Source organism: Pseudonocardia sp. WMMC193 (assembly GCF_021728735.1).
GTDB lineage: Bacteria > Actinomycetota > Actinomycetes > Mycobacteriales > Pseudonocardiaceae > Pseudonocardia > Pseudonocardia oroxyli.
In genome coordinates, this window is sequence record NZ_JAKKDO010000003.1 from 786,343 (window position 1) to 808,545 (window position 22,203).

At 71.6% G+C, this 22,203-nt stretch carries 22 protein-coding genes; 11 read left to right on the plus strand and 11 right to left on the minus strand.

The window, feature by feature from the left end; translation table 11 throughout:
• Positions 1-8: 8 nt before the first annotated feature.
• On the minus strand, positions 9-650 hold the full coding sequence (locus L3X23_RS05120) for a DUF3043 domain-containing protein (protein ID WP_237190953.1): 642 nt from the start codon (positions 648-650) through the stop codon (positions 9-11).
• Between the two features lie 34 nt (positions 651-684).
• Here L3X23_RS05120 and L3X23_RS05125 point away from each other — a divergent pair, with 34 nt between their 5' ends.
• The 3 genes from L3X23_RS05125 (at position 685) to L3X23_RS05135 (ending at position 3,328) form a co-directional block, all read left to right on the plus strand.
• Positions 685-1,809, plus strand: coding sequence for a glycerate kinase (locus L3X23_RS05125; protein ID WP_237190955.1), 1,125 nt, complete (start codon positions 685-687; stop codon positions 1,807-1,809).
• A 79-nt stretch (positions 1,810-1,888) separates the two neighbouring features.
• A complete protein-coding gene (locus tag L3X23_RS05130) occupies positions 1,889-2,257 on the plus strand; it encodes an iron-sulfur cluster assembly accessory protein (protein ID WP_093089096.1) in 369 nt (122 codons plus the stop codon).
• A 141-nt stretch (positions 2,258-2,398) separates the two neighbouring features.
• On the plus strand, positions 2,399-3,328 hold the full coding sequence (locus tag L3X23_RS05135; protein WP_237197929.1) for a carbohydrate kinase family protein: 930 nt from the start codon (positions 2,399-2,401) through the stop codon (positions 3,326-3,328).
• Positions 3,329-3,407: 79 nt separating this feature from the next.
• Here the strand turns inward: L3X23_RS05135 and asnB are convergent, their stop codons facing one another.
• Positions 3,408-5,357 carry an asparagine synthase (glutamine-hydrolyzing) gene (asnB, locus tag L3X23_RS05140; RefSeq protein WP_237190957.1) on the minus strand — a complete coding sequence of 650 codons (1,950 nt, stop codon included), beginning with the start codon at positions 5,355-5,357 and terminating at the stop codon, positions 3,408-3,410.
• 333 nt (positions 5,358-5,690) lie between these two features.
• On the opposite strand from asnB, the gene L3X23_RS05145 reads away from it, so the two are divergent.
• Entirely contained in the window at positions 5,691-6,566 is an 876-nt protein-coding gene (locus tag L3X23_RS05145; RefSeq protein ID WP_093089159.1) for a cytochrome c oxidase subunit II, read from the plus strand.
• A 9-nt stretch (positions 6,567-6,575) separates the two neighbouring features.
• On the plus strand, positions 6,576-6,974 hold the full coding sequence (locus tag L3X23_RS05150; protein WP_093089094.1) for a cytochrome c oxidase subunit 4: 399 nt from the start codon (positions 6,576-6,578) through the stop codon (positions 6,972-6,974).
• An 88-nt stretch (positions 6,975-7,062) separates the two neighbouring features.
• Here L3X23_RS05150 and L3X23_RS05155 read toward each other — a convergent pair whose 3' ends face one another.
• From L3X23_RS05155 to L3X23_RS05170, 4 genes are all read right to left on the minus strand, one after another.
• Entirely contained in the window at positions 7,063-7,557 is a 495-nt protein-coding gene (locus tag L3X23_RS05155; protein ID WP_237190959.1) for a GNAT family N-acetyltransferase, read from the minus strand.
• Positions 7,550-8,707, minus strand: a complete 1,158-nt coding sequence (locus L3X23_RS05160; protein WP_237190967.1) for an acyl-CoA dehydrogenase family protein — start codon at positions 8,705-8,707, stop codon at positions 7,550-7,552. The genes L3X23_RS05155 and L3X23_RS05160 overlap by 8 nt, the downstream gene beginning before the upstream one ends.
• Before the next feature lie 54 nt (positions 8,708-8,761).
• On the minus strand, positions 8,762-9,412 hold the full coding sequence (locus L3X23_RS05165; protein ID WP_237190969.1) for an O-methyltransferase: 651 nt from the start codon (positions 9,410-9,412) through the stop codon (positions 8,762-8,764).
• A 358-nt stretch (positions 9,413-9,770) separates the two neighbouring features.
• Positions 9,771-10,826, minus strand: coding sequence for a DNA-3-methyladenine glycosylase (locus L3X23_RS05170; protein ID WP_237190971.1), 1,056 nt, complete (start codon positions 10,824-10,826; stop codon positions 9,771-9,773).
• A 162-nt stretch (positions 10,827-10,988) separates the two neighbouring features.
• Between L3X23_RS05170 and L3X23_RS05175 the strand changes: the two genes are divergently transcribed.
• Positions 10,989-12,698: an amidohydrolase family protein gene (locus tag L3X23_RS05175; RefSeq protein ID WP_237190973.1), complete on the plus strand. Its 1,710-nt coding sequence runs from the start codon at positions 10,989-10,991 to the stop codon at positions 12,696-12,698.
• Here the strand turns inward: L3X23_RS05175 and L3X23_RS05180 are convergent.
• Entirely contained in the window at positions 12,695-13,264 is a 570-nt protein-coding gene (locus tag L3X23_RS05180) for a TetR/AcrR family transcriptional regulator (protein ID WP_237190976.1), read from the minus strand. The genes L3X23_RS05175 and L3X23_RS05180 overlap by 4 nt on opposite strands.
• A 113-nt stretch (positions 13,265-13,377) precedes the next feature.
• Here L3X23_RS05180 and L3X23_RS05185 point away from each other — a divergent pair, with 113 nt between their 5' ends.
• Complete coding sequence (locus L3X23_RS05185; RefSeq protein WP_237190978.1) at positions 13,378-14,949, plus strand: MDR family MFS transporter; 1,572 nt, start codon at positions 13,378-13,380, stop codon at positions 14,947-14,949.
• Between the two features lie 245 nt (positions 14,950-15,194).
• Positions 15,195-17,156 (plus strand): C40 family peptidase, encoded by a 1,962-nt coding sequence (locus L3X23_RS36560; RefSeq protein WP_374204817.1) that lies wholly within the window; start codon positions 15,195-15,197, stop codon positions 17,154-17,156.
• A 154-nt stretch (positions 17,157-17,310) separates the two neighbouring features.
• On the opposite strand, the gene L3X23_RS05195 is transcribed toward L3X23_RS36560, so the two are convergent.
• Positions 17,311-18,969, minus strand: coding sequence for an NHL domain-containing thioredoxin family protein (locus L3X23_RS05195; protein ID WP_237190980.1), 1,659 nt, complete (start codon positions 18,967-18,969; stop codon positions 17,311-17,313).
• 28 nt (positions 18,970-18,997) lie between these two features.
• Here L3X23_RS05195 and L3X23_RS05200 point away from each other — a divergent pair, with 28 nt between their 5' ends.
• The 3 genes from L3X23_RS05200 to L3X23_RS05210 are packed head-to-tail and all read left to right on the plus strand — an operon-like array spanning position 18,998 to position 19,754.
• Complete coding sequence (locus L3X23_RS05200; protein WP_237190982.1) at positions 18,998-19,285, plus strand: hypothetical protein; 288 nt, start codon at positions 18,998-19,000, stop codon at positions 19,283-19,285.
• Between the two features lie 38 nt (positions 19,286-19,323).
• Positions 19,324-19,542: a hypothetical protein gene (locus tag L3X23_RS05205; protein WP_237190983.1), complete on the plus strand. Its 219-nt coding sequence runs from the start codon at positions 19,324-19,326 to the stop codon at positions 19,540-19,542.
• Positions 19,539-19,754: a hypothetical protein gene (locus tag L3X23_RS05210; RefSeq protein ID WP_237190985.1), complete on the plus strand. Its 216-nt coding sequence runs from the start codon at positions 19,539-19,541 to the stop codon at positions 19,752-19,754. The genes L3X23_RS05205 and L3X23_RS05210 overlap by 4 nt, the downstream gene beginning before the upstream one ends.
• A 246-nt stretch (positions 19,755-20,000) precedes the next feature.
• Here L3X23_RS05210 and L3X23_RS05215 read toward each other — a convergent pair whose 3' ends face one another.
• The 3 genes from L3X23_RS05215 to L3X23_RS05225 form a co-directional block, all read right to left on the minus strand.
• On the minus strand, positions 20,001-20,237 hold the full coding sequence (locus tag L3X23_RS05215; protein WP_237190987.1) for a hypothetical protein: 237 nt from the start codon (positions 20,235-20,237) through the stop codon (positions 20,001-20,003).
• A gap of 36 nt (positions 20,238-20,273) precedes the next feature.
• The gene (locus tag L3X23_RS05220) at positions 20,274-20,990 is read right to left on the minus strand and encodes a hypothetical protein (RefSeq protein ID WP_237190988.1); all 717 of its coding nucleotides are present in this window, start codon (positions 20,988-20,990) and stop codon (positions 20,274-20,276) included.
• Between the two features lie 182 nt (positions 20,991-21,172).
• Positions 21,173-21,496: a hypothetical protein gene (locus tag L3X23_RS05225; protein WP_237190990.1), complete on the minus strand. Its 324-nt coding sequence runs from the start codon at positions 21,494-21,496 to the stop codon at positions 21,173-21,175.
• Positions 21,497-22,203: the final 707 nt, after the last annotated feature.

Genomic DNA, 22,203 nt, shown 5'->3' on the forward strand with positions numbered 1-22,203 from the left:
AAGGGTGGTCAGGAGATCGTGGCGCCGCGCTGCACCCTGGGCTTGGGCACCCGCAGCCTGCGCAGCTGCGAGGCCCGGGTGAACGCGTACCACCCGGTGCCGAGCCCGCTGATCTTCTCGTTCGGGAACTTCGCGCGCGCCTGCTTCGTGGTCCGCATCCCCAACAGCACGCCCTCGGTCACCATGACCGCCAGCGCGACCAGCGAGAACAGGCTCAGGTACTGCTGCACCGACGGGATCGGCAACAGCACCGAGATCAGCACGATCACCGCGAGCGGCATGAACAGGCCCATGATGTGCGGCCGCGAGTCCACGACGTCTCGGATGTAGGCCTTGACCGGCCCGCGGTCGCGGGGGAGGAGCACGCGCTCGTCGCCCGCGTCCATCCGCTTGCGGCGCTCCAGCGCGGCGGCGCGGCGGGCGTCCTTCGACGGCCGGTTGGCCCGGGCCCGCTTCGACGCCTCGCGTTGCGTGGTCGGCGGCGGGGCCACGGGACCGCGCTTGACGCCCTGGGCGTCCCGGCGCTTCGGCGTGGGCCGGCCCTTGCCCTCCGTCCAGCGGGGATCCTTGGGCTTCTGCGCAACGGCAGTGTCGACCGTCTCGGGCTGGGTCTTCGCGGCCTCGTCATCGCCACGGCGCAGGAACCTCACAGCTCGACAGGGTACGGGCGATACGGTGCGCGGTGTGCGCGTGGTCGTCGCTCCGGACTCCTTCGGCGGAACACTCAGCGCCCCGGCCGCCGCCGCGGCGATCGCGGAGGGGTGGCGGCGCGCGGTGCCGGACGCCGTGGTGGACCTGGTCCCGCTGGCCGACGGCGGCACCGGGTTCGTCGACGTGCTGCACGCGGGCCTGGGCGGGACCCTGCACGAACCGCAGGTCACCGGCCCGTTCGGCGAGCCCGTGACCGCGCCGTGGCTGCAGGTGGGGCAGACCGCGTACGTCGAGTCCGCCGCCGCCTGCGGCCTGCACCACGTGCCGCGAGCGCAGCGGACCCCCGAGGTCGCAGGCTCGGTGACGACCTACGGCGTCGGCGAGCTGCTCCTGCGGGCGGTCGAGGCGGGGTGCACGGAGGCCGTGATCGGGCTCGGCGGCTCCGCGACGACGGACGGCGGCGCGGGGATGTACGCCGCCCTCGGCCTCGGCCCGCTGGACGCCGAGGGCGCGCCGCTGCCGCCGGGCGGCCGGGCCCTGGGCCGCGCGGCGCGCCTGGCCGAGCCCCCCGGGTCGCCGCTCGCCGGGCTGCGGCTGGTCGCCGCCTCGGACGTCGACAACCCCCTGCTCGGCCCGCACGGCGCCGCGGCGGTGTTCGGGCCGCAGAAGGGGGCGGACGCCGCGACCGTCGAGGCCCTGGACGCCGCGCTGGCGCACTGGGCGGACCTGCTGCCCCGAGAGGTCCGGGACGAGCCCGCCGCGGGGGCCGCGGGCGGGCTCGGCGCCGCGCTGCTGGCGCTCGGGGCGCGCGTGGAGTCCGGGGCGGGGCTCGTGCGGGCCCTGCTGGGCCTGGACCCGGCGCTCGACGCCGTCGCCGCCGGGGGCGGGGTCGCGATCACCGGTGAGGGCAGCTTCGACTGGCAGTCGCTGCGCGGGAAGCTCATCACGGCCGTCGCGTCGGCGGCGGCGGAACGCGGCGTACCGTGCGTGGTGGTGGCCGGGCAGGTCGCCGTCGGGAGGCGGGAGGCCGCCGCGGCCGGGGTGGACGCCGCGTACGCGGTCGCCGAGCACGCGGGCGGGGTGGAGGCGTCGATGGCGGACCCCGCCGGCACCCTCGCCGCCCTGGCCGAGCACGTCGCCCGCCGATGGGGGGCGTGATCCGGATCACCGCAAACGTGATGTCCCGCGAGGGCCTACACTGGGAACAGTTCGACCGCGAGCGTTGTTGGAGGAGTTCATGACCGTCGAGAACACCGTCGAGGCCGGGTCGACCACCGAGACCCACGGCGTCGAGCTGACCGACACCGCGGCGCTCAAGGCGCGGTCCCTGCTCGAGCAGGAGGGCCGCGACGACATGCACCTGCGGATCGCGGTGCAGCCGGGAGGCTGCGCGGGCCTGCGCTACCAGCTCTTCTTCGACGACCGCTCGCTGGACGGGGACCTGTTCCGCGACTTCAGCGGTCTCAAGGTGGGCGTCGACCGGATGAGCGCGCCGTACCTGCAGGGTGCGGTGATCGACTTCGTCGACACCATCGAGAAGCAGGGCTTCACGATCGACAACCCGAACGCGGGCGGTTCCTGCGCCTGCGGCGACAGTTTCAACTGAGTCTTCGCCCACGTCGCCCCCGTGCTGAGCACGGGGGCTTCGTCATGTCCGGGAGCAGCCTGCGCAACGATCCTCGGCGCTGCCGTAAGGTCACCTCACGTGCGCATCGCCGTCACCGGATCCATCGCGACCGACCACCTCATGCACTTCCCGGGGAGGTTCGCCGACCAGCTCGTGGTCGACCAGCTCGACCGCATCTCGCTGTCCTTCCTGGTCGACGAGCTGACGATCAAGCGCGGCGGGGTCGCAGGCAACATCGCCTACGCCCTCGGCGTGCTGGGGCAGTCGCCCGTGCTCGTCGGCGCCGTGGGCGCGGACTTCGCCGACTACCGCTCGTGGCTGGACCGCCACGGCGTCGACACCTCCGGCGTGCACGTGTTCCCGGACGTCCACACCGCGCGCTTCGTCTGCACCACGGACGACGACATGCGCCAGATCGCGTCGTTCTACGCGGGTGCCATGTCCCGGGCCCGGGAGATCGAGCTGCAGCCCGTCGCCGACCGCGTCGGCCCGCTGGACCTGGTGCTGATCGGCGCCAACGACCCCGAGGCGATGCTGCGGCACACCGACGAGTGCCGCACCCGCGGCATCCCGTTCGCCGCCGATCCCTCGCAGCAGCTCGCCCGCATGGAGGGCCCGGAGATCAAGCGGCTCGTCTCGGGTGCGCGGTACCTGCTCACCAACGACTACGAGTGGGAGCTCCTGCTCAAGAAGACCGGCTGGACCGCCGAGGACGTCGCCGCCGAGGTCGAGATCCGGATCACCACGCTGGGTGAGAAGGGCGTGCAGATCGTCGGCCGGGACGGGACCGCCCTCGAGGTCGGCGTCGTGCCCGAGACGGCGAAGGTCGACCCCACCGGCGTCGGGGACGCGTTCCGCGCGGGCTTCCTCGCCGGGACCGCCCAGGGCCTGTCCCTGGAGCGGGCCGCCCAGCTCGGCTCCCTGGTGGCGGTGCACGTCCTGGAGACCGACGGCCCGCAGGAGTGGCGCTGGGACCGCGCGCAGGCCCTCACCCGCCTGGAGGCCGCCTACGGCCCCGACGCGGCCGCGGAGATCACCGCCGCCCTCTGAGCCCCCGCCCCGCACACCCGAACGGCGCTCTCGCTCACCAGGTGGGAGCGAGAGCGCCGTTCGTCGGGATCGGCCTGGGCTAGATCTGGATGGGGTAGTGCGGCTCCGGGACGTCCACCTCGATGCGGCGCTCCACGAAGATGCCGTACCAGATCAGGAACACCAGGAGCGTCCAGATCCGGCGCGAGTGGTCCACCGGGCCCTCGCGGTGCGCGTCGAGCATCTGCTGGACGGCGGGCAGGTCCACCAGGTGCCCCGCGCCGGAGTCCCGGATGACGTCCCGCGCCCAGGAGTACATCTCGTCCCGCAGCCAGTGCCGGATCGGCACCGGGAAGCCCAGCTTGCGCCGGTTCAGCACGTGGGCCGGGACGATCGAGGCCAGCGCCCCGCGCAGCGCGTACTTCGTGGTCCCGTTCGAGCCGCCGGTGATCTTCTGCGACATCGGCAGGGACGAGGCGATCCGGAAGACCTCCGGGTCCAGGAACGGCACCCGCAGCTCGAGCGAGTTGGCCATGGTCATCTTGTCGGCCTTGACCAGGATGTCGCCGCGCAGCCAGGTGAACAGGTCCACGTGCTGCATCCGCGCGACCGGGTCCCACTTCTCGGACTCCGCGTAGTACCGCGCGGTGACGTCGGTGTGGGACACGCGCGGGTCGTACTGGCGCAGGATCGAGTGCAGCTGGTCGTCCCGGAAGATCCGGGCGTTGCCGTAGTAGCGCTCCTCGAGCTCCAGCGAGCCGCGGCGCAGCAGGTCCTTGCCGCGCATCCCCTCGGGCAGCCGCCTGCTCGCGCGCCCCAGGAGGGGGCGCAGGGCGCCGGGCACCTTCTCGAACGGGGCCAACGACGTCGGCTCCCGGTAGATCGTGTAGCCGCCGAACAGCTCGTCGGCCCCCTCGCCGGACAGCACGACCTTGACGTGCTGGCGGGCCTCGCGGGCGATGAACCACAGCGGGACGAGCGCGGGGTCGGCCACCGGGTCGTCGAGGTACCAGACGATGAGCGGCAGGGCCTCCATCATCTCGTCCGGCTTCACGGTGCGGACCACGTGCTTGACGCCGATCGCCGCGGCGGACTCGGCGGCGACGTCGACCTCCGAGTAGCCCTCGCGCTCGAACCCGGTGGTGAAGGTGATCAGGTCCGGGTTGTGCTCCTTGGCCAGCGCCGCGATCGCGGTGGAGTCGATGCCGCCGGAGAGGAACGCGCCAACCGTCACGTCCGCGCGCATGTGCTTGGCCACGGAGTCCCGGATCACCTCGGTGATCTCGCCGTGCACGATCGACTCGGCCTGCGGGCTCGCCGGGGTGTGCGAGGGGATCGAGACGAACTTCGGGTGGAAGTACCGGGTGGCGACGGGCTGCCCGCCCGGGCGCACCGTGGCGTACGTCCCGGACTCGACGCGCCCGATCGCGCGGTGCAGCGTCTCCGGCTCCGGGACGTACTGCAGGATCAGGTAGTGCTGCAGGGCGGCCGGGTCCAGCTCGTCCGAGCTGCCGATGCCCAGCTCCGGGGCCAGCTCCAGCAGGCTCTTCTTCTCGCTGGCGAACGCGACCCCGGTCGGCCCCGTCGACAGGAAGAGCGGCTTGATGCCGAACGGGTCCCGCGCGACGAACAGCTCCCGCTGCGCGGAGTCCCAGATCGCGAACGCGAACATGCCGCGCAGCCGCGTGACGGCCTCGGGGCCCCAGTGGTGGAAGGCCGCGACGATCGCCTCGGTGTCGCCCTCGGTCGCGAACTCCGCGCCCAGCTCGGCCAGCTCGGCCCGCAGCTCGAGGTAGTTGTAGACCTCGCCGTTGAAGGCGATGGTGTACCGCCCCGCGTCCGGGCCCGACGGCGGCCAGTGCAGCGGCTGGTGGGACCCCGCCACGTCGATGATCGACAGGCGGTTGAAGCCGAGCACGACGTCGTCGTCGTGCCAGGTCCCACTCTCGTCCGGGCCCCGGTGTCGTTGGCACCGCAGCGCCCCGGCGATCGCCTCGACCCGGGAGGGCGCATCTCCGTCAGAGGTCAGCAGTCCCAGCAGTCCGCACACAGCGAGTCAGTATGCCCAGCCCGCCCCGCCGCCCCCCGGACGGGTCACGGTCGGGTCACGCGACACCCGGGGGCGCGCCGATCCGATCTGCTCGGCTAGTCTCTACACGTGGTCGAAGGTCCGCCCCGTCCCGAACGTGCGGATCATCGGCCGGAGCTGCGGTCTTCGCAGCTCAGCGCACGTAGGGACGCGAACGGCGTGGCACACCACCACGCAGGACGAGGGGAAGGCGGCGGGCCAGTGGGCCGATCGGAGCGCACCAGCGTGCGGCGACGTTCACGCCGTACCGGATGGGTTCGGGCGGCGAAGCTCGCCGGACTCGGAGTGCTGGCCATGCCGCTCCTGGCGGGCTGCTCGGTGGAGGAGGTCATCCGCTTCGGCTGGCCCGTGGGCGTCACGCCCGAGGCCACCCAGATGCGGCACCTCTGGACGTGGTCGGCCATCGCCGCCCTCGTCGTGGGCGTGGTCACGTGGGGCGCCATGTTCTGGGCGGTGGTCTTCCACCGCAAGAAGAAGGGGGACGACGGGTCGATCCCGCGGCAGACGCAGTACAACCTGCCGGTCGAGATCGTCTTCACCGTGATCCCGACGATCATCGTCGCGGTGCTCTTCGGCTTCACCGTCTCGGTGCAGAACTACGTCGACAAGGACGTCCCGGCCGACATGGCGGTCGACGTCACCGGCTTCCAGTGGAACTGGGCGTTCACCTACCCGGACGAGGTCGCGGCGGACGGCAAGCCCGTCGAGACCATCGGCACGGCGCAGACCATCCCGCTGCTGGTTCTGCCCACGGACACGTCCATCCAGTTCACCATCGCCTCGAACGACGTGATCCACTCGTTCTACGTGCCGGAGTTCCTCTTCAAGCGGGACGTGTTCCCGATGCCGGAGAAGAACGACACCGACAACGTGTTCGTCATCGACCGCATCGAGCAGGAGGGCGCCTTCGTCGGACGGTGCGCCGAGCTCTGCGGCACCTACCACGCCTCGATGAACTTCGAGGTCAGGGCGCTGAACCCGGGCCTCTACGAGCGCTACATCGACCTCCGCAAGCAGAACAACCCGGCGACGGGCGAGCTGTACACCGCGCAGGAGGCGCTGTCCTCGCTGAACTGTGGGCAGTGGTGCGCGCCGGAGGCGATCACGACCACGCCGTTCACCGGCCGCGGCCAGCAGTACGCGCCGCTGCCGCAGGCGTCCGGGAGCTGAGGGAGAGCAATGAAGGTCGAGTCCCGGATCTTCGAGATCTGCACGGCGTTCTTCTTCGTCGCCGCGATCGTCTACACGATCCTGACCCATGAGGCCGTCGGCATCGCCGCGCTGTTCCTCACGGGTGGTCTGTCGCTGATCATCGGCACGTACTTCCGGTTCGTCTCGCGGCGGCTCGAGGAGCGCCCCGAGGACAACCCGGACGCCGAGGTGTCCGACGGCGCGGGCGAGGTCGGGTTCTTCTCGCCCGGCTCCTACTGGCCGATCGGCGTGGCCTTCTCGGCGGCGCTGATGGGTGTGGCGCTGGCGTTCTTCTTCGTCTGGCTCATGATCATCGCGGGCGTGCTGCTGCTGCTCGCCATCGGCGGCCTGGTGTTCGAGTACCACATCCGGCCCGCCACGCACTGACCCGTCGCACGAGAGCTCACGCATCATGGAGCCATCACCGTCGTTTCGAGCGTCGAGAACGACGGTGATGGCTCCATGATGCGCGTGGTTACAGGGCGCGGTGCATGATGTGCAGGCCGACCAGGCCTTTCGTCGGGTGGCGGAAGGCCTCGGGGATGGTGCCGACGATCTCGAAGCCCAGCGAGCGCCAGAGGCCGACCGCCCGGGTGTTCGCCTCGACCACGGCGTTGAACTGCATGGCGCGGTAGCCGCGCCGCCGCGCCTCGACGAGCGTGGCCTCCGCGAGCCCCCGGCCGATGCCGCCGCCCGCACGGTCCGGGTCCACCATGAACCCGGCGTTGGCCACGTGGTCGCCGAGCCCCGGCTGCACGGGCTTGAGCAGCGCCGTGCCGACGACCGCCTCGTCGACCTCCGCCACGAGCGTCACCGCGGGCGCGGGCGGCATCCAGAGCGCACGGGCCTGCGCCTCCGGGGTGTCCGGCGCCCACGTGTAGGTGTCACCGCTCGCGACGACGCGGTGCCAGATGGGCCAGATCGCGGGCCAGTCCTGCGGGCCCGCGACCCGGACCCGCAGGTCAGCCACGTGCGGCGGGACCCAGTGCGTCCCGGGCGATGATCACCTGCTGGATCTGGCTGGTGCCCTCGTAGATCCGGAAGAGCCGCGCGTCCCGGAAGAACCGCTCCACGGCGACACCGCGCATGTACCCGGCGCCGCCGTGCACCTGCACGGCCCGGTCCGCGACCCGGCCCACCATCTCGGAGCAGAAGTACTTCGCGGCCGAGGGACCTGCGATCCGGTCCGTGCCCGCGTCGAACGCCCGCGCGGTCTCCATGACCAGCGCGCGCCCGGCCAGGTGGTCGGTCACCGAGTCCGCGACGAGACCCTGGATGAGCTGGAAGCGGGCGATCGGGGCGCCGCCCTGCTCCCGGGTCTTCGCGAACTCGGTGGTCTCGTGGACGAGCCGCGCGGCCATGCCGGTGCAGACCGCCGCGATGTGCAGCCGACCGTGGGCGAGACACTTCGCCGCGATCTGGAAGCCGGTGTCGACACCCTCGTCGCCGCCGACCAGGTTCTCGTGCGGCACCCGCACGCCGTCCAGGTGGACGTCCGCGGTCCAGGCGCCCGCCTGACCCATCTTCGCGTCCTTGGGGCCGACCGACAGCCCGGGTGTGTCCTTGGGCACCAGGAAGGCAGAGATGCCGCGGTTGCCCCGGGCCTCGGGGTTGGTACGTGCGAAGACCATGATCACGTCGGCGACGGGGGAGTTGGTGATGTAGCGCTTGGACCCGTCGAGGACCCACTGGTCGCCGTCGCGGGTCGCCCGGGTGGCCAGGGCCGACGGATCCGAGCCCGCGTCCGCCTCGGTCAGCCCGAAACTGGCCGTGACCTCGCCGGACGCCAGCCGCGGCAGCCAGGCCTTCTTCTGCTCCTCGGTGCCGCCCTCCATGAGGACGTGCCCGGCGATCCCGTTGTTCGTGCCGAACAGCGACCGCAGCGCCGGGGTGGTCCAGCCGAGCTCCATGGCCAGCTGCACCTCCTCGACGGAGTTCAGCCCCAGGCCGCCGTACTGCTCGGGGATGGTGAAGCCGTAGAGCCCCATCTCCTTGCACTGGGCGACGATCCCCTCCGGGATCGCGTCCTCCTCCTCGATGCGGCCCTCCAGCGGCACCACCTCGGTGCGGACGAACTCCCGCACCGAGCCCAGGATCGCCTGCAGGTCGTCGACGTCCACGTCGCGCCCTCCTCTCGTGTCGTCCCTACCGGACGGTAGCTCAGCGGGTCCGGATCAGCGCACGACGGCGAGCACGAACCCGTCGTAGCCCTTCGCGCCCACGGTCTGCAGCGCGGTGGCGTCCACCCGGGTGTCCGCGTGCAGCGCCTCGAACATCCGCCGGGTGCCCTCGACCCGGTCGTCCCCGCCCGCGGTCGCCACCTGCCCCCCGCGGATCACGTTGTCCACCACGATCACCGTGCCCGGCCGCCCCAGCCGGATCGCGTGCTCGACGTACGCCGCGTTGTTCTGCTTGTCCGCGTCGATGAACACCAGGTCGAACGGCCCCTCCAGGGAGGGCAGGGTCTCCAGGGCGGGGCCGACCCGCACCTCGACGAGGTCCGCCACGCCCGCCGCGGCCAGGTTCGCCCGGGCGACCTCGGCGTGGCGGGGGTCGAACTCGCACGTGACGAGCTCGCCGTCCGCGGGCAGCGCCCGGGCCAGCTCGATCGTGGAGTAGCCGCCGAGCGTGCCGATCTCGAGGATCCGGCGGGCCCCGGCGATCCGGGCCAGGAGCTGCAGGAACCGCCCCTGGGTGGGGGACACGTCGATCGCGGGCAGCCCCGCCTCCCGGTTGTGCGCCAGGGCGCGCCCGAGCGCATCGTCCGCGGGCAGCAGCGACTGCTCCAGGTACTCGTCGACCGTGCGCCAGGTGCTCTCGTCCATGCCCCCACCCTGGCCCACCCACCCCCGCACCGCCACGATCCCGCACCGCCACGATCCCGCACCGCCACGATCCCGCACCGCCACGATCCCGCACCGCCACGATCCCGCGTCTCCCACCCGAGTGTGACGAGAGCGCTCTCGCGATCGCGCTCCGGTGACGGTGGGGTCGCGGGCGGCCGCCGGGCGTCACCTGAGCGTCGTCGCGTTCGCTCTCCTGTCACGCTCGCCAGACGTGCGCCGCGCTCGCGTCCTCGCGCTGGTGAGGAGCGCCGGCCGTCACCGGGCGCGTTCCCGTGCCGCTCGGGCGGCGAGGGTCACGCGAGCGCGGCCCGCGGTGCACTCACGTGACCCTCGCCGGTCAGCTGATCAGGGCCAGGGGTTCGGGCGCGGGCGTCGGTGCGCGACGCGGCCGGGGGACCCGCGGCGGGGGTGCGGGCGCGGCCGCGAGCTCCGGGAGGCGGCGGCCCGCGGCGCGGAACAGCACCGCGGTCCAGGTGCGGAAGGGGCGCCAGGCCTCGGCGATCCGGGTGAGGTCTGCCGCCGACGCCGGGCCGCCGAGGCCGTACCCCGCCCCGACCAGCGCGGCCAGTCTCGGTTCGTCGTCGACCAGGGCGTCCTGGGCGCCCGCCGCGCGCAGATGGACCAGAGCCGCGGCGAACGGCCCCAGTCCCCGCACCTCGCGGAGCCGGGCCCGCACCTCGGCCGGGTCGCCCTCCCGGATCGCCACCGGGTCGAACACCCCGTCCTGGGCGGCTCGGGCCACGGCACGCAGCCGCTCCTGCTTGGTCTCGTTCAGGCCCGGCACCGACTCGGCGGCCAGCACCTGCGCCGGGGTGGGCAGCGCGGCCATCTCGACCCCCGCCACCCTGACCCGCCGCCCGAGCTCGCGGGCGATCCGGTCCCGGGCCCGCAGCGCCTGCCCGCGCCCCCAGCGCTGGGTGATCACGCACCACGCCGCGGCCTCGTAGGGAGAGGCGAACAGGACGGGCCGCAAGCCGGGCGCCGCCGCCTGCAGCCGCCCGACCAGCGGGTCCCGCTCGCCGACCTCGGCGAAGGCCTCCCCGTCGCCGTCCAGCGAGAGCATCCGGGCGACCTGCGCGCGCACCGGCTCGACGGCCTCTCCCGGATCCAACCCGCTGACGGTCCCGCGCAGCGCCCGCCCCGGCCAGGAGCCTGCCCCCGGCCCGTCGTCCGCCCAGCGGAGCGCCACGCCGGCCTGCCCGCGCAGGTCGTCTCGGCAGAAGGCGAGGCGCAGCACGCCCTCGCCCGGGTCGAAGTCCCCGCCGCCGGGCCAGTCGCCCGCGGGCTCGGCGGCGCGGCCGAACGTGCCCGCCTCCAGCAGGGAGAACGGGCCGCGCGGGGTGAGGGTGAACTCTCGCGTCGCCGCGGTGTGGATACCTGTCGTCTCGGTCATGTCGACACCGTGCCGGCGACCCCCGACAGTTCCGGCGAACCCGCTCCCGGTTGTCCACACCCGTTGCTCCGACCGGTGCTGAAGCAGCTGCATGACTTCCGCCGGGGTGCCCGGTGGGCTAGAGAGGAGGGACCGACAGCGACGTCAGGGGTGGGCAGCATCGTGGGTACAGCCGAGTACGACCTCGTGGTCCGGGGTGGCACGGTGGTCGACGGAAACGGAGGGGCCCCGCGGACCGCGGACGTCGCCGTGTCCGGGGACCGGATCGTGGAGGTCGGGCGCGTCGCGGGCACCGGCGCGCGGGAGATCGCGGCCGACGGGGCCGTGGTGGCGCCCGGGTTCGTCGACATCCACACCCACTACGACGGGCAGGCGACCTGGGAGAGCCGGTTGCAGCCGTCGTCGTGGCACGGGGTCACCACGGTGGTGGCGGGGAACTGCGGGGTCGGGTTCGCGCCCGCCCTGCCGGAACACCGGGACCGGCTGATCGACCTGATGGAGGGGGTCGAGGACATCCCCGGGATCGCCCTGCACGAGGGTCTGCCGTGGTCCTGGCTGACCTTCCCCGAGTACCTCGACGTGCTCGCGGCCCGGTCGTACGACGTCGACCTCGCCGTCCAGGTCCCGCACGCCGCGCTGCGGGTGCACGCGATGGGGGAGCGCGCCGCCGCGCACGAGGAGGCCACCGCCGACGAGGTCGCGATGATGGCGAAGCTCGCCGCCGAGGCCGTCCGGGCGGGTGCGCTGGGCTTCTCGACGTCTCGGACCCTGAACCACAAGAGCACCGGCGGCGAGCTCATCCCGTCCTACGGGCTCGGCGCGGACGAGCTCGTCGCGATCGCGCGGGCGGTCGGCGAGACCGGTACCGGGGTGTTGCAGCTGGTCAGCGACTTCCCCGAGCCCGAGCAGGAGTTCGAGCTGCTGCGGAGGATGGTGGCGGTGTCGGGGCGCCCGCTGTCCTTCTCGCTGCTGCAGTTCGTCCAGGACCCGCAGCGGCACAAGGCCATCCTGCGGATGATGGAGCAGGCGCGGGCGGACGGGCTGGAGATCCGGGCGCAGGTGGCGGCCCGTCCCGTCGGGCTGATCATGGGGTTGGAGAACACGCTCAACCCGTTCATGGAGAACCCGGAGTGGCAGAAGCTCGGCGGCCTCACCCCGCCCGAGCAGGCGGCGCGGATGCGGGAGCCGCACGTGCGGGAGGCGATCCTCGCCGCGCACACCGGCCAGAGGAACCGCTCCCGGCTCGGTGGCGGCGCGATCGCGGCGTTCCACCTCATGTACGAGCTCACGGACCCGCCGAACTACGAGCCCCCGACCGAGGACTCGCTGGTGAACCGGGCCGCGCGCGCCGGTCGTACCCCGGTGGAGCTCGCCTACGACATCGTCGCGGGCGAGGGCATGATCTACCTGGTCGGCGCGAACTACGTGCACGGCGACCTCGACGACGTGCACGAGATGCTCGTCCACGACCAGACCGTCCCGGGCCTGTCGGACGGTGGCGCGCACGTCGGCACGATCTGTGACGGCAGCTTCCCGACGACCCTGCTCACGCACTGGACGCGGGACCGCGACGGTGCGCGGATCCCGCTCGAGTACATCGTGGCGCAGCAGGCCCGGGACACCGCGCGCGCCGTGGGACTCACCGACCGCGGCGTGCTCGCCCCGGGCTACCGCGCCGATCTCACCGTCATCGACCTGGCGAACCTGACGCTGCGCAAGCCGGAGATGCACGCCGACCTGCCCGCGGGCGGCCGCCGCCTGCTCCAACGGGCCGACGGTTACCTGCACACCGTCGTTGCAGGTCAGGAGACCTACACCGACGGCGTGGAGACCGGTGCGCTGCCCGGTCGGCTGCTGCGGGGCGCCCGCTAGCGGATCAGGTCCTGGGCGATGGCGAGCGCGGCGGCGCCCCGCTCGTCGTCCGATCCGTCGATCCCGTCGGTGTGGAAGGCGCCGAGGTGGATCGCGATCAGCGAGAGCCGGAAGCGGAGCTGGTCCTCGGTCGAGCCGTCCTTCGGGGTGAGCACCTCGATGAGGGCGCCGAACCGCTTCTTCATGTCCGCGCCCACCGCGAGGTCCTTGAAGGTGGCCTGGCCCTCCTGGACGAACCGGATCAGCTGCGCGGCGGACTCGCCCGCGTAGAGCTGCTGGTAGCGCCGCAGCGCCTCCCGGTGCGTCGCGCGCCCGGCGGGCTGGGCCCGCGCCCACTCGACGATGCCGTCGATCCCCGCTCCCACCTCGTCGAAGAGGCTGGTGAGGATCTCCTCCTTCGTCTTGAAGTGGTAGTAGACGGCGGCCTTGGTGATGCCCAGCCGCTCGGCGATCTCGCGCAGCGACGTCTTGTCGTAGCCCTGCTCCGCGAACAGCTCCAGCGCGACCCCCCGGATCTGGGATCGCGTGTCCGTCCGCCGCTCGTCCGCCACCGACATGATCGCCATCCTCTCACGGTGAGCCGGCTTACTTGCCGACCGGCTAGCGAGCTGTGCTAGCCTGTCGGCAAGTAACTTACCAGCCGCCCGGCTAGTACGGACGGAAGACGAGGACGGATCACATGACACAGGCCGTCGGGCGGCACCGGATGCCGGAGCCCGCCTTCGCACAACCACGCACCCCGCGCGAGATCTACACCGTGATGGCCGGGCTGATGCTGGCCATGCTGCTCGCCATGCTGGACAACATGATCGTCGGCACCGCGATGCCGACGATCGTGGGCGAGCTCGGCGGGCTGGCCCACCTGTCCTGGGTGGTCACCGCGTACGCGCTCGCCACGGCCGTCGCCACCCCGATCTGGGCCAAGCTCGGTGACCTGTGGGGCCGCAAGGGCGTGTTCATGGCGTCGATCGTGGTGTTCCTGATCGGGTCGGCCACCTCGGGGCTCGCGCAGAACATGGGCGAGCTGATCGGGTTCCGCGCGCTGCAGGGCATCGGCGCGGGCGGCCTGATGGTCGGCGCGATGGCGATCATCGGGGACCTGGTGCCCCCGCGCGACCGGGGCCGCTACCAGGGACTGATGGCCGCGGTCATGCCGATCGCGTTCGTCGGCGGCCCGCTGCTCGGCGGGTTCCTCACCGACAACTTCAGCTGGCGCTGGGCCTTCTACATCAACATCCCGCTGGGCGTCCTCGCGCTCGTCGTCATCTGGTTCACGATGAAGCTCCCGGTGCGCAGGCGAGAGGCGCGGATCGACTGGCGCGGCGCGGGGCTGCTGGCCGTGGCCATCTCGTCGCTGACCCTGCTCACCAGCTGGGGCGGCACCGAGTACGCCTGGGGCTCGTGGCAGATCGTGGGCCTGGGGGTGCTGGCCGTCGTCGCGACCGTGCTCTTCGTGCTCGCCGAGCGCACGGTCGCCGAGCCGATCCTGCCGCTCGGGCTCTTCTCGTCGCGGAACTTCACCGCAGCGGTCGTGCTCACCTTCCTCGCGGGCTTCGCGATGTTCGGCGCGGTCACCTTCCTGCCGCAGTACCAGCAGATCGTGCAGGGCGCCTCGGCGACCGACTCGGGCCTGCTGCTCCTGCCGCTGATGGCGGGCATGCTGGTCACGTCGCTGGCGGGCGGCCAGTTCGTCACCCGGACCGGGCACTACCGATGGCTGTTGATCATCGGCTCGTTCGTGATGGCGGGCGGGCTGTTCCTGCTCTCCACGATGGGAGTGGGCACCAGCACGCTGACCAGTTCGCTGTTCATGGTCGTGCTCGGCGTCGGGATGGGCTTCCTGATGCAGACCACCATGCTCGTCGTGCAGAACTCGGTCGAGATGAAGGACATGGGCGCGGCCAGCGGCGCGGCCACCCTGTTCCGGACGATCGGCGGCTCGCTGGGCGTCTCACTCCTGGGCACGCTCTACGCCACGCGCCTCGAGTCGTCGCTGGCCGACCAGCTCGGTGCGGCCGCGGGCGGGCAGGTGGCGGGCGGTCAGCTCACGCCGGCGATGCTGGCCCAGCTGCCCGCCCCGATCCGCGAGGCCTTCCAGGCCGCGGTGGCGAGCGGTGTCGGCTCGGCGTTCCTGTGGGCGAGCGTGGTGGCGCTGGTCGCGATCGTCGCGGCCGTCGTGATCCGGCAGGTGGCGCTGCGCAGCGCGGCCGACTCGGTCGCCGCGCCCGCGCCGGAGCCGGTCGCGGTCTGACCCGTCTCGCGTGAGCGGCCCGCACCGTCGTGTGCGGGCCGCTCCGCATTCGTCACCCGGACGGGCGGACCGGGGCCGATGGTGCCCGTCCGTGTGATGACGACTGCGGGGCGTGTCCAGCAGAGTTCCTCTCGATCAGTCGACACGACCGTTCGGGGGAACGCGCGATGGCACTGCGTGAGCGTTCGGGTTCACGTTCCGTGAAGGGGCGCCATCGGGCGGCGCGTGCGTCCACTCGGGTCGCCGTGCCGGACCAGCGGACCTCGCACCGTTGGACGAGCGTCGAGGCGGAGGAGTGGGCGGCCCGCCGCGCGCGGTGGGTGGAGCGGATCCCGGCGCCGCGCCGTGCCGCGGACCCGGTCGTGATCCCCGGGCCTCGTCGGGCGGGGGACGAGGGCGGGGCGCGGGGTGCCGTCGGCGGTGCGCGGATCGAGGCGGCCCGGGTCGCCTCGGCCGGCCTCGCGGGCGCCCGGCTCGCCACGGCGATGCTCGCCCGCGCGACGGTGCGCGAGCCGGAGCTGCGGCGTGCTGACCGTGCCGACCGTGCCGACCGTGCCGCCGCGCGTGCCGCCGTCCGGGAGTCTCAGCCCGGCGTGCAGGAGCCGACCCCCGATCCGTGGGGCCGTCGACCCCTTCCGGTCCGGTACCGGCCGCTGCCGCGGCGCCGCCGGCGGATGACGGGGCTGTGGATCCTGCTCGCGGTGCTGCTCGTGGCCACGGTCGGCGCGATCCCGTCGGCCCTGCGCGACCCGGCCGTCCGGGCCACCGCGAACACGGGGGGCCCGGCCGTCGAGAACCTCGGTGGGGGAGCGGGCGGAGGGGGCGGCCCCGTCGCCCCGGCGCCCGCCGAGTTCACCGACCAGCTTCCGGACGGCCGGGCCCAGACCGCGATCGACGCCGCACTGGGGCAGCTCGGCGTCCCGTACCAGTGGGGCGGCAACGGCCCCGGCGCCGGGGACACCGGCTTCGACTGCTCCGGCCTCACCGCGTTCGCGTACGCCGCGGCGGGTATCGCGCTGCCCCGCACGGCGCACACCCAGTACGTGGCGGGCCCGCACGTCCCCGCCGACGCCCCCCTGCAGCCCGGCGACCTGGTCTTCTACGGCAGCCCGTCGGCGGTCTACCACGTCGGGATCTACCTGGGGGACGGGAAGATGGTCAACGCCCCGAACTACGACCAGCCGGTCCAGGTGTCGCACTACCGCTGGCGCGGGGACGAGTACCTGGGCGCGACCCGGCCCGCTGCCACCGGTGAGCGCCGCACGGGTCTGCTGGAGTACCTGCCCGAGCCCCGGACCGCGGAGGGTTGGCCGCGCAGCTTCGACGCGCCCCGCGCCGCCGTGCCCGCCGCACGGATCCAGCCGAGCGACGCACTGCCCGCGGAGAGCGCCACCGCCGCCTCGATCGCCGCCGCCTCCCTCGCTGCCGAGGGCGGGGCGGTCGAGCGCTCGCCGTCCACCCCGGCGACACCCACGGCCGGGCAGCCCGCGCTGACCTGGACGATCCCCGCAGCGCGCCACCAGTCCGCACCGCAGGCAGCCCCTGCACCGTCTGCGCCGCGGGTCGCCGCCGCGCTGGCCGCGCCGGAGGCTGCCGCCTCGTCGCCCGCGCCGGAGGTCGCCGCCGCGGCCACGGCGCCGCAGGGCGTCGACTCGCCCGTGCCCCAGGTCGCTGCTGCGCCGGCAGCATCGCCGGTCGCCGACTCGCCCGTGCCGCAGACCGCTGCCGCACCTCCGGTCGCCTCCGAGGCCCCGGCACCGCGCTCCCTGCAGGAGCCCGCGGTCGCCGCCGCGTCTCCGGGAGCAGCGCAGGGCCCGGCCACCGGGACCCCACCGGTCCCGGGTGCCCCGGGCGCGGACCCGGTCGTCGATGCGGTCGTCGGAACGCTGACCCTCCCGACCGGCACGATCCCGCTGGTCGCGGCCCGCCTCGACCTGCTCGGCACCCCGGTTGCCCCGGCCCCCGGCACCGCCGCACTGCTGGACGAGGGCGGCGCCCAACTGGTCCTCCTCCCCACCACCGTCCCGGTCGACGACAGCGTCACCGTCTCGGTCGACGGCGCCGACCCGCGCGTGCGCACCGTCGTCGAGGCGCAGACGCTCACCGCGGCGCAGCTCGCCAGCCACGTCCGCACGCTGCCGGAGGGCGAGTTCCAGATCGCGGCCCCCGCCCCCGACGGCACGTGGTCGGTCGCCGAACTCGAGTGATCCGCGGACTGCGAGTGTGACGGGAGCGCTCGGTGAGGTGCGCTCCCGTGACACTGGCGGTGAGTGATCCTTCCGAGTGTGACGGGAGCGCTCCGCCGCGCACGCTCCCGTCACACTCGCGGTCAGGTCGTCAGGAACCCCCGTCGAACGACCGTCACTCCACCGCGCGCAGGTCCAGGACGAGATCGTCGGAGCCCTGGCCGACGCGGACCGGGACGCCCCAGTCCTGCTGGTACCGGTGGCAGGCCGCGAAGACCGCGTCGCCGAGATCGCACGCGGCCGCGGCCACACTGACCGACAGCACGCCCTCGCCCGGCGCCAGCTCCAGCGTGCGGGTCAGGCCCGCACTCGTCCCACCGCCGCTGACCAGCAAGGACTCCGGAGACGCCGCGACCGTGAGCACGGTCGGGTCGCCGAAACGGGTGTCGAGGTGCTGGCCCGTCGGCGGGGTGAAGTCGATCCGCAGCGCCACCCGCGTACCGAGGTCGGTCACCGGGCGGCGGACGGTGTGGGCGCCCGCGTCGACCCGGGCGCCCGCCGGGATCGGCAGCCGCACCAGCCGATGTGCCGCCGACTCCACGACGACCAGGGTGTCCCCGTCGACGAGCACGTCGCTCGGCTCCGCCAGCCCCTGGGCCAGCGTCGTGACCTGCCCGGCGGCGATCCGGCGGATCGCCCCGTTGTAGGTGTCCGCCACGGCGACCGAGCCGTCCGGCAGCACCGCCACCCCGAGCGGGTGCTGCAGCAGCGCCTCCGCGGCGGGGCCGTCCCGGAAGCCGAAGTCGAACAGCCCGAGCCCCACCGCCGTCGAGACCTGCGGGACCGCGGACAGCCGCACCGACCGGACCGCCGAGGTCTCCGCGTCCGCGATCCAGAGCGTGTCGTCGCCGCGGTCGTCCGGGTCGCGGGAGACCGCCAGCCCGGACGGCTGCGCGAAGAACGCCTCGGACACCGGCCCGTCCCGCAGCCCCTCGTTGGTGGTCCCGGCCAGCACCTCGACCTCGCCGGTGCGCGGCGCGAAGGCCCAGATCTGGTGCGTGCCCGCCATCGCGACGGCGATCCGGTCCGCCCACCACACGACGTCCCACGGCGTCGACAGGGGCGTCGAGGAGGCCGGGGAGGACCCACCGGGCTGCGGCCGCTCCCGCAGCTGCTCCCCGGTCCCGGCGACCCGGGTGACCCGGCCGTCCGCGAGCCGGAGGCCCTGCAGCGCGTGGTTCACCGAGTCGGCGACGACGACGTCGTACCCGACCTCGGCCGCCACCTCCGCCGGCAGCGCCGCCAGCCCCTGCGGCTCGGCGAACGGCTCGCCCCGTCCCGCGCCGAACCGGCGCACCTCGGCGAACGACCCGTCCAGCTCGACGATCTGGTGGTGCGCGGTGTCGGACACCAGGAAGCCTTCGCCGTGCGCGATCACCTTCCCCGGGAAGCGCAGCGCCGACGTCGGCTCCGGGGGAGCGACGTACGGCGACTCGCCCCGCCGCAGCGTGTCCCCGAACTTCTCGACGAGCTCCCGCACCAGCACCGCCAGCCCGTGCGCGTGCCCCTCGCCCGCCATCTGCGCCACCACATAGCCCTCCGGGTCGATCACCGCGAGGGTCGGCCAGGCGCGGGCGGCGTAGGCGTCCCACATCCGCAGGTCCGGGTCGTCGAGCACGGGATGGCGCACCCCGTAGCGCTCGACGGCCGCCTCGACCGCCGCCGGATCGCCCTCGTGCGCGAACTTCGGGGAGTGCACGCCGACCACGACGAGGACGTCCGCGAACTCCTCCTCCAGGGGGCGCAGCTCGTCGAGCACGTGCAGACAGTTCACGCAGCAGAAGCAACTTTGGAGTACCCCCGTGACTGTCGACTACCAACCTCAGGTTCACCCGGACCTTGAGGGACGCGTGGTGGAGATCAGCTTCACCCGCTCCGACTTCACCGACGAACCGATCCCGGTGCTCGTGATCAGCAACTCAGACGGCTTGCACCGCGTCAGCGCGTTCCACGCGTCTCTCCGTCAGCAGCTCGCTCTTGTGAACCCGGAGGTCGGCTGCCGACTCGGGATCCGCTACGTGGGGAAGCGCAAGCTCCGCAACCACTGGCGCGCAGAGTTCCACGCGTACCACGTCGCTAAGGCGGCTTGATCGTGCACCGGAAACCCCGCACGTTCCCCACGATCGCAGTGCTCGTCACGCTCGTCGGGTTGCTGCTCGCAGCGCTCGTCACGGTCGTCGTCGTGGCTGCGACCCACCAGCTCGTCACCGTGGTTCCCGCGGACTCGCGGGTATGGAGCTGCCTGCTCGCTAACGGAGCGACCAGCGACCCCGACGACCGGATGGACGCGCTTCACGTCTCACCCGAGCTTCTCATCACCTGTGCAACCGGAAGGATCTACCTGTGAACGGAACCATGATCGACACTGAGCTTCCCCGCTACGTCGGGGACTGCCGCGTGTGCGGTGAGCGCATCCAGCTCGCGGAGGACTACTTCACCCACATTCCGGAGTGGCAGGACACCCCCAACTGGTCCGCAGTGTGGGCAGATGAGGAGGACGCAGCGTACGAGCGTGCAGCGCTCGCGCACGAAGCTGCGTGCCTGCTGAGCGACATCTGACCGGAGACACAAGAAACCCCCCGAACTCGCTGGTACCGAGTTCGGGGGGTTTCGTTGTTCAGGTTAGTTGCTCGACGCTCGCAACCTCGTGACGGAGGAACGAACATGACTCATACGTGGGTGGACCTCCGACGAAGAACACCTCACTCTCACCTTCGTGAGAGCTGACCGCGGGGATCTCCTGAGTCGCACCGTTGGTGAACGTCACGAGCCACATGCGGGTCGGAGCTTCGGTGTCACTCATGATCAGTAACCCCGCGCTTGGTGGGTCGCGAGCGACGTGACACCGGGGAACGTCGAGTCGAACTTCCCTGCTCCGTATGCACGCTGCTCGTCGGTGAGGTCCCAACTACCGACACCGATCACGACCGCTTCGCGCTCGCTCAGGTAGTCCGTAGCGGGGATGGGGAGGTCGGTGACGTGCTCCGCACCGTTGGAGGTGTAGAGCCACGCAGGGACGAACTCAGAGGCGTCTGTGTTCATGGGAGACGACGCTAGCGGCATCCACCGACAGAACCGCTAGTCGCTCGGTGACGGGTCAGCGGGAGTCGGGTCAGCGGTCTGCTCACTCATGCGCTTCGCGTCGAGCGCTTCTCTGACCTGAATGCGAACACTCAGCTTGTTAATGTTGACATCTTTGAAGCCCTCGAATGGAATCAGCTCTGTTAAAGCGCGAAGATATCCCATGTCCGGGAATTCAATCAACGACCCGCGAGTACCGCGGAGCCAACTGGACTCAGCTGTATCGTTAAATGCCATTGATGCGAGCGCGAGTCCCGATGTCGAGACGTATGGCAGGAGAACATGATCCCCGGGTGGCAGAACGGGTCGGAACTGCATTTCTCCAGAGAGCCCCCCCGGCTGCTCGATCCACGCGTCCACCATGTAGATCGGAAGATCCGATCTGTTAAGCACATGGAGAGACCACGCAAGTCGACGTTGCGGATTACCCTCATCAACCTCGTTCAGCGGAACCCGTTCCAGGTAGGCAACGACCTTAGACGCTTGCTCCGCCCGCTTTTCTCGTTCGAGAGCTGCTATCTGCTTAGCTTGCTGCTCAAAGGAACGCTTCGCGTATCTCACCGCGAAGATCGCAGCTACGAGCGCACCGGTACCCGCAAGTGCCGCGAGCAGGTCAGGAAGCGAACCGAAGTCGATCCACGCGGACCAACTGTCTGCGAATGCGCGACCGGTTCCGCTGACAGGGGGAACCGGAGCAGGGATGGGGAGCTGCACCCGTCGATCTTACTCATCGAACAGATCCGGGAGCATCGAACCGTCATCCTCGTGCTCGATCATGTGGCGGATGAAGCGCTTCTCCGCGGGGGTCCAGTCATCTCCTGACTGAGCAGTCTCCCGCCACCCGGAGCCGTAAGGGAGACAACCGAAGACACCGAGCGAGCAGTAACCCCGCTCACTCACTCCCACCACTCCCCAGCTTCGTCACCGTCACCGATGCTGTACTTGAGTCCCAGGTTCTTCGCTCCGACCGCGGACAGTCCCAGGTCACTACGGGCACCACGCACCTGAGCGAGCAGCGGAGCGGAAGGCTTCGACTCCGCGAGGATCGTGATGCGGACGAACAGAGCAAGCTCGCGGACGACTCCACGCTCGATCCACCACGCGTTCAGCGGGTGCTTGTCCCACAGTTCGTCCCAGTACGAGAGTTCCGCCGGCTTCGGGTCAGCAAGCGGGAACGGAGGTGTCGCAACCGTCGGATCGTGCGTGATGGAATCCTCCACCGCACCCCGACCAGCTACATGCGTGTTGTTACGAATTCGTGGGGGCATCTAAGTTCCTATCCTGAATAACAGCTATATGCGCGCTCAGTTTCGATATTCACAGCTCGTCGCACAAAAAAATCGTCTTGCCCGCGGCGTGGAGAAGTTGACCATGGGGGAGGGGATCCCCCGGCACCCGGTCGCTCCGTCACCGACTCGCAATGTGATTCACATTCTGATTTCCATTTACCATCGCAACTACTCATCACATCAACTGTCTTGCAAGTGGGATGAGTAATCACGAAACTGAATGGAAGTTCTTTGACTCTTGTCTGTCGACTGCGTGAGTGCGACTCACTTGCTCGACCAACGACCAGCAGCAGCACACGAGCTGAGTGTCAGCGTGACGTTCACGCGTGCAGCTCGCTGCTCACCTCGCATCCAACCTGCGCACGCTGGATGCGCGGTGCTCACGATGCTGACGCTCGGTGGAGCTGAGCGACGAGCTGCGCGTGTGGGTGTCGCACCCTCACCCGCTTCTCCCGTCACCCCGCTGCTCCGCATCCCGCTACCCCGAAGACTGTGGTGCGTCGCGCACCCGTGACTTCGGGTATCGGTGAGCAGCCAGCTCGCTCTACCCGATATCCGCGCTCGTGGAGCTTGAGCAGCTCGCATCTCGTGTGGAGAGCGGGAGGTCTCGAATGATCTTGTTACACGAGCGCTCAGCT